Origin of the sequence: Nostoc sp. DedQUE12b (assembly GCF_034530835.1) — a bacterium.
GTDB lineage: Bacteria > Cyanobacteriota > Cyanobacteriia > Cyanobacteriales > Nostocaceae > Nostoc.
In genome coordinates this window covers 1-10,730 of the sequence record NZ_JAVRCI010000138.1, presented here as the reverse complement: position 1 = coordinate 10,730, position 10,730 = coordinate 1, and the positions used below count along the sequence as shown (strand labels likewise).

General features: G+C 40.3%; 11 protein-coding genes, 1 tRNA gene and 1 pseudogene. 4 read left to right on the top strand and 9 right to left on the bottom strand.

The features are described 5' to 3' along the window. A partial coding sequence (nadC, locus tag RMY16_RS32375; protein WP_322739807.1) for a carboxylating nicotinate-nucleotide diphosphorylase occupies positions 1–832 on the top strand: 832 nt, incomplete at its 5' end. Between the two features lie 431 nt (positions 833–1,263). Here nadC and RMY16_RS32370 read toward each other — a convergent pair. Next, positions 1,264–1,407 carry a hypothetical protein gene (locus RMY16_RS32370; protein WP_322739806.1) on the bottom strand — a complete coding sequence of 48 codons (144 nt, stop codon included), beginning with the start codon at positions 1,405–1,407 and terminating at the stop codon, positions 1,264–1,266. A gap of 92 nt (positions 1,408–1,499) precedes the next feature. After that, positions 1,500–2,003: an N-acetyltransferase family protein gene (locus tag RMY16_RS32365; RefSeq protein ID WP_322739805.1), complete on the bottom strand. Its 504-nt coding sequence runs from the start codon at positions 2,001–2,003 to the stop codon at positions 1,500–1,502. A 697-nt stretch (positions 2,004–2,700) separates the two neighbouring features. On the opposite strand from RMY16_RS32365, the gene RMY16_RS32360 reads away from it, so the two are divergent. Then, positions 2,701–3,639, top strand: coding sequence for a hypothetical protein (locus tag RMY16_RS32360; protein WP_322739804.1), 939 nt, complete (start codon positions 2,701–2,703; stop codon positions 3,637–3,639). Between the two features lie 70 nt (positions 3,640–3,709). On the opposite strand, the gene RMY16_RS32355 is transcribed toward RMY16_RS32360, so the two are convergent. Next, on the bottom strand, positions 3,710–5,380 hold the full coding sequence (locus RMY16_RS32355) for an ABC transporter ATP-binding protein (protein ID WP_322739803.1): 1,671 nt from the start codon (positions 5,378–5,380) through the stop codon (positions 3,710–3,712). Positions 5,381–5,680: 300 nt separating this feature from the next. Here RMY16_RS32355 and RMY16_RS32350 point away from each other — a divergent pair, with 300 nt between their 5' ends. Next, entirely contained in the window at positions 5,681–5,929 is a 249-nt protein-coding gene (locus tag RMY16_RS32350; protein ID WP_322662724.1) for a hypothetical protein, read from the top strand. A gap of 14 nt (positions 5,930–5,943) precedes the next feature. Here the strand turns inward: RMY16_RS32350 and RMY16_RS32345 are convergent, their stop codons facing one another. Continuing rightward, a complete protein-coding gene (locus RMY16_RS32345; protein WP_322739802.1) occupies positions 5,944–6,726 on the bottom strand; it encodes an RNA methyltransferase in 783 nt (260 codons plus the stop codon). A gap of 78 nt (positions 6,727–6,804) precedes the next feature. Then, positions 6,805–6,886 (bottom strand) — tRNA-Leu (locus RMY16_RS32340). Positions 6,887–7,292: 406 nt separating this feature from the next. On the opposite strand from RMY16_RS32340, the gene murA reads away from it, so the two are divergent. After that, positions 7,293–8,660 carry a UDP-N-acetylglucosamine 1-carboxyvinyltransferase gene (murA, locus tag RMY16_RS32335; protein WP_322662941.1) on the top strand — a complete coding sequence of 456 codons (1,368 nt, stop codon included), beginning with the start codon at positions 7,293–7,295 and terminating at the stop codon, positions 8,658–8,660. A gap of 410 nt (positions 8,661–9,070) precedes the next feature. On the opposite strand, the gene RMY16_RS32330 is transcribed toward murA, so the two are convergent. From RMY16_RS32330 to RMY16_RS32315, 4 genes and pseudogenes are all read right to left on the bottom strand, one after another. Further along, positions 9,071–9,214 carry an addiction module protein gene (locus tag RMY16_RS32330; RefSeq protein WP_416211727.1) on the bottom strand — a complete coding sequence of 48 codons (144 nt, stop codon included), beginning with the start codon at positions 9,212–9,214 and terminating at the stop codon, positions 9,071–9,073. A gap of 288 nt (positions 9,215–9,502) precedes the next feature. Continuing rightward, positions 9,503–9,661: pseudogene (locus RMY16_RS33265) on the bottom strand (Uma2 family endonuclease); the annotation flags it as partial. Between the two features lie 176 nt (positions 9,662–9,837). Then, positions 9,838–10,173 carry a type II toxin-antitoxin system HicB family antitoxin gene (locus RMY16_RS32320; protein WP_322739808.1) on the bottom strand — a complete coding sequence of 112 codons (336 nt, stop codon included), beginning with the start codon at positions 10,171–10,173 and terminating at the stop codon, positions 9,838–9,840. Continuing rightward, positions 10,173–10,433 (bottom strand): type II toxin-antitoxin system HicA family toxin, encoded by a 261-nt coding sequence (locus RMY16_RS32315; protein WP_322739801.1) that lies wholly within the window; start codon positions 10,431–10,433, stop codon positions 10,173–10,175. Before RMY16_RS32315 ends, RMY16_RS32320 begins: the two co-directional genes overlap by 1 nt. Positions 10,434–10,730 lie beyond the last annotated feature (297 nt).

Sequence of the window (10,730 nt, the reverse complement as noted above, 5' to 3'; positions counted from 1 at the left end):
TTTAGATCCTCTTTTGCGTAGCTGGTTATTGGAGGATATTGGTAGGGGCGATCGCACTACAAATTCACTACTAGTAGAAGATGTAACGCTAGGTTCGGCTAAATGGGTAGCTAAAGCTTCTGGGATTATTGCTGGATTACCAGTTGCTGCTAGGGTATTTCAGATTTTGAATCATAAAGTCAGCTTTGTGGCAGTTGCGGCTGAAGGTACATGGTGTGAGCCGGGACAGGTAGTAGCTGAAATTTATGGTTCACTGGATGCATTGCTGATGGGGGAACGGGTCGCGCTCAACTTGGCTATGCGCTTGAGTGGGATTGCTACGTTGACTAATATATATGTAGAGAAAATTGCTGATTTACCTGCTCAGTTGGTGGATACGCGTAAAACTACGCCAGGGCTGAGACTGTTGGAAAAGTACGCGACTGCGTTGGGTGGGGCGATTAATCACCGCATGGGGTTGGATGATGCGGTGATGATTAAGGATAATCACATTGCGGCGGCTGGCGGAATTGGAGAAGGTGTTACCCGTATTCGTTCTCAGATACCTTATCCCTTGACAATAGAGGTAGAGACTGAAAGTTTAGAGCAGGTGAAAGAAGCTTTGGAGCACAAGGCTGACATTATTATGTTGGACAATATGCCTTTGGATATGATGCGTCAGGCGGTGCAGTTGATTCGCCGACAGGATAGCTGGGTGAAAATTGAAGCTTCGGGGAATGTGACTTTGGAAACGATTCGCGGTGTAGCAGAGGTGGGTGTTGACTATATTTCTAGCAGTGCGCCAATTACTCACTCGAAGTGGTTGGATTTGAGTATGAGGATTGTACTTTAAATATAATGAGGCGAATCATCCTAGTGCAAAGTCGATGTAATGTCGCATTTTGCAAGGATCAAAGCCTGAAAAAATGTCTTCAGTTAAGGCTAAAACCCTTTGTCAAAGTCAATTTTTTAATGAACCACAGAGGACAGTGAGAGAATAAAGAAATGGTTAAATGAACTGTATTGGGACAAAAAGCATCATTATTAGCACAACTTTCACAGCTAATAAGCAAGAACCTATGAGTAGGAAAACGAAGATGCGTCTGAACTGTCGTTAGTACATAACCAGTGAAATAAGGCTGGCTACACTGGGAGTCCCAAAAGGCCAAGGATAAGGGAGTTGGCAATGGTACAGAACATCCTGGGTTTGACTTCCTGGCATTTAACGTGAGGCAATATTCAGTAGGAAAATACACCTCTGGAAAAGACACACACGGAGAACTGCTAGGTTTCACGACAATCATCACCCCAAGCCCAAAAAAGCAGAAGAACTGCAAATTTGTCGTCCTGATGGCGATCGCTTTCTGAGTTTTTTGGAATTAGACCCACAACGACAGCAAGAAGGACAACGATCTGAGGCTCAGTCAAAAGCTCGCGATGCTTTATTACAAGAATGGGGAATTAATGTAGACCAATTGTGAGCGAATTTGATTTATAAGTCTGAGAAAATAGCGATCGCTTTAAACAACAGGTTTACTAATTTGCAGTCCCATGATTACTAAGTCCCGTTCAACGCTGTCAAGTTCGGCAATTTTAGGCAAATGTCCCCAACGTTGAAAACCAAATGTTTCAAAAAGTTTTAAACTGGGCCGATTGTGGGCAAAAATGAAGCATACTAAGCTCTTTATACCCAAACTAGGACTTTCACTAATTGCTTGTGCTAAGAGTTGTCGTCCCAAACCACACCGATGAAAGCTAGGGGCGATATAAATACTAATTTCGGCAGTCTTACTATAGGCAGGTCGCCCATAAAAGGATTGAAAACTAAGCCATCCAGCAATTATTCCGTCTACTTCGATTACCCAAAGTGGGCGTTGTGAAGGCGATCGCCCCTTAAACCAAGCAAGGCGACTTTCCACAGATACTGGTTCTAAGTCAGCGGTTGCCATGCGGCTAGGAATTGCAGTGTTGTAAATTGCCACAATTGCAGGCAAGTCAGTTTCAGTCGCATGGCGAATAGTCATTGCTACCGTCTCGAAAAATCTTCAGAAAATATTCAAAAATAATACAGTGTTAAGAGTAGCAATTCTACCGCTTCTATCGTAATTGTCACAGGTACTTTGCCAGCTAGGGTACTTGTACCTCGCTTACATATAATGGCTAACTCTACTAGCAAGTATGCAATGAGCCACTACAAAAGACATCACGGTTACAATAAATAGAGGAATGTCCCTAAGCCTTACCTGTTTTATTTTTTATACTAGATAAAATTTATAACTCCTTAGTTGGACATTCTAAGTTTTTATTTCTAACGTCTCATTCCGTATTACTTCTAGAGAAATAGATAATTTTCTTATATCAATAAAAATAAACTATTTTATCTGAATATTTATATACTACTTTTGTCAGATTGAGAGAGTTGTAATTTTTAACTCAGTGAACATAAATGGTTTAGCAAAGTTTTTTTAAACCAAAGAATAGAATTTTAAATCCTTTAACAGCAAGGCTTATAAACAAACTTATGTTCCTGTATGCACATCTATTTGAAGATTATGCATAATAAATTTTATTTTGTAGCCATGTTTATAAAAACTGGATGTAAGTTTGTATGAATGAATACAAATTGTATATATAGCTAAAGATAGAGGTCATCATCATATTTTTTTATTTAAATTTAATATAAATATAAGTTTATATGGATTACTTATAAGCCCAAATACCATGTCTATTAATTGTTTTAATAATAAATTAAGTGTAAAGCAAGATAGTAATATTTCAAATATTGTTGATATTGCGCTTTTTATAGATCAAATCAAAAGTAGTATTTGGCTATTTGGCATTCCATCTTGGCTTTTCGGAATAACCGATAGAAGTATAGCTGCATTCGTCGATGGTTATTTATCTCCTATAGAAATATTTCAACTATTTACAGCCTTTTTCTTTTTTGTAAGTTGGCTATATCTCAAGCCGGAAGAAAGCTTTAATAGCAATGATTTAGATCCCAGCCAATATCAGGAATATCTCGATCGTGCTCAAGCTAATAAGCTTCAATTAAAAAAGCTACACATGATTAGCCAAGAGTATATTTTACCATTCCCTTATATTTGCCAAATATATCATCTATTGAACTTAAAGCATTTAGAAACAATTCATAGGTTTAGCCTTAATAATCTTAAAATTCTTAGTATTAGCCAGTTCCAAACTACAAACGTCGGTGGTAAAATCACATTTCAAACGATATTAGATTCACCAGCTAATCCTCTAAGAATTTGGCGACAACCAACTGTGGAGGTAGATTTAATATTACATACTCCCTACGCTGTTGAACTGAGTATTCCAGTCTACAATAACAAAAGGATAATTGTTATATTTCATGCTTTCCCTTTAAATGACTCAGAACATCAGTTGTTTATAGATATTTATAGTGATTTAGAGTGGCCAAAACCATTATTACAAATAATATTGCATTTTGCTTCTTGTTTGACACTCTTTGAAGATTTGCCGTATCTAAGAGCTTTAGCTGAAAAAAATATAGAGCGTTTATTCAATTTAAGTAGGACTTCAAATCACGAGAGTGCGTTGCTGTTTAAAAGGTTTGTTGAGCTATATGGTTCGAGTGGAGAAACAACTAAATTACTTAAGGGAAGGGAAGAGAGTTAAAAGACGCGATTAATCTGCGTCTGTACAGGAGTTAGAAGTTTTAAACTTTCTAACTCCTAATTTTATTTAGTTAAGCGCGTGCTAGTAAGGGAGCAGCAGCTAGTAAGGTTTTGGTATAAGGGTGCTGAGGATTAGCAAAAATATTTTTTGTAAGACCGAGTTCGACAATTTTACCGCCATTCATCACGGCAATACGATCGCACAAAAATCGAGCTAACCAAAGGTCGTGAGTGATGAATAGATAAGTTAACTCAAATTCTTCCTTTAATTGCAACATCAAATCTAGCACCTGCGACTGAACGCTGGCGTCTAACATACTCACTGGTTCATCGCAGATTAAGAGTTTCGGGTGAGTAATCAAAGCACGAGCGATCGCTACTCTTTGCTGTTGTCCACCAGACAAATCCGATGGATAACGCTCATAATACACTTCTGGCGGTGTTAAGCCAACTTTATTTAGCATCCACAAAACCTGTTCTTTTGCTTTGGCAGGATTAGCTAAATTGTGGATAAATAAAGGATCTGCAATACTTTGTCCCACTGTCATCGCTGGATTGAGACAAGCATGAGGGTCTTGAAAAACCATTTGTATTTGTCGCCGCGAGGAACGAATTTCTTGACGCGATAGTTTAGTTAAATCCTGTCCTAAAAACTCAACTTTGCCACTAGTGGGACGAATTAGTTGCAATATTGTTCGTGATAGTGTGCTTTTACCACAACCTGATTCTCCGACTAAACCAAGAATTTCTCCTGAATAAAGATCCAGGTTGATTCCATCTACTGCTTTAATTGTCTGCGCTTGTGTGTTAAGCAGTCGTTCGATAAAATTAGGTTCTATAGTGTAGTGTTGCTTGAGTTCTGTAACACTCAAAATTGGAGATTGCTGATTAATAATCGGTAATTGCTTTTCTTCATCATTGGCAATTATCAATTCTCCACTATCAGTTACTGCTTGAATATGTAATGCTGCTTTTAAAAGCGATCGCGTATATTCATGTTGAGGTTGCCTAAATACGGTTTCTGTAGAACCCATTTCGACCATTTTGCCGTTGTACATCACGCCAATGCGATCACAATACTCAGCCACCATTGCTAAATCGTGAGAAATCAGCAACAATCCCATATTTTCTTCACCGCACAGGCGAGTTAATTCTTGCAATATCTGCGCGGATACGGTGACATCTAAACTGGTAGTGGGTTCGTCAGCAACAATAAATTTGGGGTTGAGGAGTAAAGCTAAAGCGATCGCTACCCTTTGTCGCATTCCACCGCTAAACTCATGAGGATACTGATTCCAGCGACTGACTGGAATATTCACTTTTGCCAAGGTAGCAAGTGCTTTTTCTTTAGCTTCCCGCGTTGATAATTCTGGTGAGTGCGCCTGGAGGGTTTCGATACAATGCTTACCAATGGTCATCAACGGATCGAGCCGTGTCATGGGATCTTGAAAAATTAAGGCGATCGCTTCTCCCCGAAATTTCCGCAACTGGTTAGGTGTCAAGTCAAACACCGACTGTCCTTGAAATGTCACCCGTCCCTCAATCCGGCTAGAGGTTGGTAGTAAACGCATTACTGCCCGTCCGATAGTTGATTTACCACAACCTGACTCTCCCACCAATCCCATTCTTTCACCTGGTTTCAAGGTGAAAGATACATCATCAACCGCCCAGCTTGCTTCTTCTCCACTTCGAGCAGGATAGGCAACTCGCAGATTTTCGATACAGAATAAGGCTTCACTCATAGTTAGTTATCAGCCCTGAGCTACCAGTTTTTATAATTTCAAATTTAGGATAGTCTATCAAATTAAGTATTAGACCTGTTTTATAAAACTTGCCTAAACATTAGCCAAACTTGATTTAGTGTACCCGTAGCATGGCAATAAATCTCCCGTCTTAGCAATTGGAGACAGCTATCGATATTCTGGATAACCATTGCTAAAGTTGATACAGCACACAACTATGATGTTATAAGTGCAAAATTTAAATCTGTAGGAACTAGAATCAAAATTAAGTCAGTAAATTAGGATTTTCAAGTTAATATTATGGAGCAAAATCAGCCAGAACAGCGCCGTGCTGCCGATCAAGTATTTCAACAGTCCCTCGAACAGTTGGAGGATATTTTACAAGAAAGTTCGACTGAGGAAGAAGAAATCCCCCAACTGCATAGTAGTACTTTCACTGAAGTCGAACTCGATGAAGACTTGATAGATATTGATTTAGCCGCTCTTGAGGACGCAGTTGCTGATATTGAACAATATCTCGAAGAAATAACAAAAACCCAATTGGGGTAAAAAGTTAAAATTTATTACTGACAAATTAGTTGCCGTTGAGCTTCGTACAACATTAAAGCGGCTGCGATCGCCACATTCAAGGATTCCACCCCAGGACTCAAAGGAATTCTTACTTGGTGGTCTGCGATCGCTGCTAAATCTACTGACAATCCAGCACCTTCATTTCCCAGTAAAATCATACTGGGTTTTCGCCAGTCTACTTCCCAATAAGTTAAAGTCGCATCTGGTAAAGTTGCCACTACCTGCATTCCTGCCTGCTGACTTTGTTGGACTGTCGCTTTTAAATCTTCGGTTACGGCTGTTGCGAGGCGAAACCATTGTCCTGCTGAAGCACGTAGAACTTTAGGACTATCTAAATCTACACTATCCCCACTTACCCACAGCCCTGATGCTCCTGCGGCGGCGGCGGTGCGAATCATTGTACCCAGGTTCCCAGGATCTTGCACGGTTTCTAAAGCTAGCACCAAACCAGTAAATGGTAGTTGAGTTTGGCGTTGGCTTCGTTTTGCCGTTGCCACCACACCATCCGGTTGGACTGTGGTAGCGATCGCATCCAAGACTTCTTGACTGACAATTTCGGCGCGATCGCATCGGCTACAAGCTTCTTCCCACAGCGAAGAATGGGCTACTTGCCAATCTGGGGTACAACACACTGTCTCTAGTGGGTAATTGACCGCACAAGCTTCTTCTAACAGGTGTGTCCCTTCTAGTAAAAATAACTGTTGCTTGTGCCTCTCCTTGGTAGAGTGCAGCTTACGAATTTGCTTGACTAAGGAATTTTGTAAACTGGTCAACATTTTTAATTGTGAGTGCCGAATAGTAAGTGCTGAGTTTTTCCTTCTCAGCACTCACTACTCGGCACTCAGCACTGCTTATGCGGAACCCGGGACTTGAACCCGGAAGCCTTGCGGCACTAGAACCTGAATCTAGCGCGTCTGCCAATTCCGCCAGTTCCGCTGGCATTTGTGCTTATCGACAATTTCTTATTATTGCGTTATGTTTTACCTTTGTCAAGTAAAAGCATAATGCCTCGTTAAAAGTCTTTAACTGGAAACGAGTTTTTCACGTACAAGGTCGAATCAAAATATTAACTGGACAATACAGCATTGATTTTTAGAGAACACTTAAGTTATTTTACTGAGTATTTATTTTTGCTTAAAACTACTACTTATTCATTCTTTTTTTAAATTTTTTAAAAAGCTCAAAAAGCTTGCTAGCGCTTCTTCCCAGCCTGGATTCTTACCCAAAAAACAATTTTTTTATACCAAACAGTGCTTTAAAACGTGGACATTTTGAATCTTTACTGTAGAATCAAAACCAACTTCAAACATATAAAATACGTATTACTTTTGGAGGTAGGCTTATTAATCCTTCTACCATCTTACCAGATGCCAAAATTACTCCAGAAGCAGACTCCTCAGTCTTGCAAATTTGGGGTGGGCATCCTTTGCGGGGTCATGTAAAAATTAGCGGGGCAAAAAATTCAGCACTGGTAATCATGGCTGGAGCCTTGCTGTGTCCGGGCGATTGTCGTATTCGTAATGTCCCTTTGTTAGCGGACGTAGAGCGGATGGGTCAGGTGTTATCAGCTTTGGGCGTGCAATTAACGCGACAAGGCGACATTTTAGACATCAACGCTAGCGAGATTAAAACATCAAAAGCTCCCTACGAATTAGTTACCCAGTTGAGAGCGAGTTTTTTCGCCATTGGAGCCATTTTGGCAAGACTGGGAGTAGCACAGATGCCCTTACCAGGCGGTTGTGCGATCGGGGCAAGACCAGTTGACTTGCATGTTCGAGGACTGCAAGCAATGGGAGCGGAAGTACAAATTGAGCATGGCATTTGTAATGCCTATGTCCCTGGCAGCAACCGGAGATTAAAAGGTGCGAAGATTTACTTAGACATTGCCAGCGTTGGAGCGACAGAAAACTTGATGATGGCGGCTACCCTAGCAGAGGGTGAAACGATCATCGAAAATGCTGCCAGAGAACCGGAAGTAGTCGATCTAGCTAACTTTTGTAATGCAATGGGAGCGAAGATTAAGGGCGCGGGGACTAGCAGAATTATTATCGAAGGAGTCCCCAAGTTGCATTCTGTTGACTACAGCATTATTCCCGATCGCATTGAGGCTGGGACGTTTTTGCTAGCAGCAGCAATTACTCGCTCAGAACTTCTTCTCTCGCCAGTGGCTCCAGAACATCTCATCCCAGTAATTGCCAAGCTGCGGGATATTGGAGTGACAATAATTGATGAAAAGCCTAACCACTTGCACATTCTGCCAGCGGAAACTCTTAAGGCAACGGATATTGAAACTCAATACCATCCAGGTTTCCCCACAGATATGCAAGCACCATTCATGGCTTTACTGGCATTGGCAGAAGGCGATAGCGTAATTAACGAATCCGTCTTTGAAAATCGCTTGCGTCATGCCTCTGAGTTGAATCGTTTGGGGGCAGACATTCGTGTCAAAGGCAATGCTGCTTTCGTTCGAGGAGTACCAAAATTATCTGGCGCACCAGTATTAGGTACAGACTTACGAGCATCGGCAGCGTTAGTCATCGCTGGACTAGCAGCAGAAGGACAAACCACAATTCAAGGTTTACAGCACCTAGATCGCGGCTACGATCGACTTGATGTGAAGTTGCAGCAATTGGGGGCTAAAATCCTCCGTGTGGGCGAAACATCAACAGATGCAGAAATCGCTCCCAGCATCAGCAGTCTGTCAAGTTGAAATTGATCGATTGAGACTGACGCAGGGATAAGAAGAATAAGGAAGACAAGGTAAAATTTTCTCCCTTGTCTGCCTTTATCTCTGCCATCTATACCCTGCGATCTGCTGAATTATCCTGATAGATAGAGGCTTTTAAGCTTTGTATATATCTTTTTTTGATGAATATTCTGGAAAAATCTGTGTTGGCTGTTACAATATTGTTAAGAAAAGTTGCCCGTTGTATTTTGGGAATGCGCAATTGGGTTTTAACTCTCTTGAGAAGACAACGCAAAAACACTTATAAGACCAGCTGTGGGAGGCTGGTCTTTTTGTATTTAGAGTTTTAATAAATTATACTGACAGGTTTGGGTATAATGCTAATACTGTTTTATTGGTTTGTAATACATTGGTTATTCAGTTACCAAATCGCCTCAAGGTTTAAAATAAACTTGTGCATTGGTTAAATCAGGGTAAACTTGCTCTGCTGCGATGCTATCCCAAATCGCCTGTACAATACGGATTCTATCTTCAACACTAAGAGTTGCGATTTCGTTCAAAGTAGCTGTGATATCCATACTGATTAACTTGGAGTGAGGAAGCAACTGGTACACCTTAAATATAGCGGACAAGATTTTGTCCATCAAATCAAACGCTACATCTGCCTTGATGCCCAATAGAGCGATCGCCTGACAGAAAACCTCAAAAATAAAGCGATCGCCTGTTGTCCAAGAATGAGCGATGTCTACGACGGGCTACGCCTACGCCTTGCAGAAATCCTCAAAAAGAATACGTAGACACGTAGTGGCTTGTCGTTAGACATCGCCTGTTGTGTATGTTGCATCGTATTTCGTATTTTAATCAATTTACCAGATATCTTTAAAATTAAGGACAAATCCAGGCAGTATATCTTCTCCTGATAAACTAGCAGGAGATTGCAGCACTTCAACATCTCTACCAGAGCGATAAATTTATACTTGCCAAGTTTCTAAATCAATTAACCAACCTAATCCAGCATTACGGTCAAATCTGATTAATTCATTTATCTGACATAACTGAAAGAATTGCTCATCTGTGATTTGAAGAACAGGAGCAAAGTTGATAGTTAACGCATCCATAGAAAAATTTCAACTTGAATATTCCCATAAAAATGCCAAAGGCGAATGCACTTTAGCGAAAAACATATTTAGAATGACTGACTCTAATTATTGATTACTTTATCCGCAGCACCAGTTAAGATTTCATCCATCCAAGCATTTATGCTTTTGCCAGCCTTTTTAGCAGCAATAAATATTTTGCGGTGGTGTTCTGGAGTTGTGCGGAATGGAAGTTTACCAGAGAATGGTTTATCAGGCTCCTCTCCTAGTTCTTCACAGAAAGCAAGATAATCATCAACAGAAATTTGAAATTCTTGACGCGCTTCGTCTACAGTTTTTGCCTTAAAGGTAATTACGTCATTAATATCTAGGACTTGGCCAAAAAGTATTCCCGCTTCTACATCTACTTCTATACTAGCTGTGTATCCTTTATAAGTCATCATATTTCAATTCCTGCCTTAATTAAAAATTCTCTAACAGATTTGACTGCTCTTTTCTGTGTCTCATTTTGTGGATGCGGTTCGTGAAAAACAGCTTTCAAATCATTTAATTTCACACGAACCCGCGAACCTCTACCTTGAGTAATATCAGCACCTAAAGCTACGAATAAACTTTCAATATCTTTCCAAAGAATATTAGATGGTACAGGATTTGTAAAAATTAACTCTAAAATCTGACGTTGTTTGTTATTGAGATCCATTTAATCAATACAATTACAGCCATCTTTCAGTTAAGTTGAATATAGCCACAGATATAATGATATCATATTACGATATCGTTGAAAATATAGAAGCGTAGGCGTAGCTGGGGTACACTATACCTCCAAAATTTCCTAAAGTGCGATCGCTTTACAGAAAACTTCAAAAACTAAGCGATCGCCTGTTGTAGAAGAGTGAGTGCGTTAGCGTAGCTTACCGTAGGTATCGCTTTGCAGAAAACCTCAAAAACTAAGCGATCGCCTGTTGTGGAAGAGTGAGTGCGTTAGCGTAGCTTACCG

Coding starts and splice junctions, on each gene's coding strand:
- RMY16_RS32365 (WP_322739805.1), bottom strand. CDS start 2,003: ATGACTATTCGCCATGCGACTGAAACTGACTTGCCTGCAATTGTGGCA.
- RMY16_RS32360 (WP_322739804.1), top strand. CDS start 2,701: ATGTCTATTAATTGTTTTAATAATAAATTAAGTGTAAAGCAAGATAGT.
- RMY16_RS32355 (WP_322739803.1), bottom strand. CDS start 5,380: ATGAGTGAAGCCTTATTCTGTATCGAAAATCTGCGAGTTGCCTATCCT.
- RMY16_RS32350 (WP_322662724.1), top strand. CDS start 5,681: ATGGAGCAAAATCAGCCAGAACAGCGCCGTGCTGCCGATCAAGTATTT.
- RMY16_RS32345 (WP_322739802.1), bottom strand. CDS start 6,726: ATGTTGACCAGTTTACAAAATTCCTTAGTCAAGCAAATTCGTAAGCTG.
- RMY16_RS32330 (WP_416211727.1), bottom strand. CDS start 9,214: ATGGATATCACAGCTACTTTGAACGAAATCGCAACTCTTAGTGTTGAA.
- RMY16_RS32320 (WP_322739808.1), bottom strand. CDS start 10,173: ATGACTTATAAAGGATACACAGCTAGTATAGAAGTAGATGTAGAAGCG.
- RMY16_RS32315 (WP_322739801.1), bottom strand. CDS start 10,433: ATGGATCTCAATAACAAACAACGTCAGATTTTAGAGTTAATTTTTACA.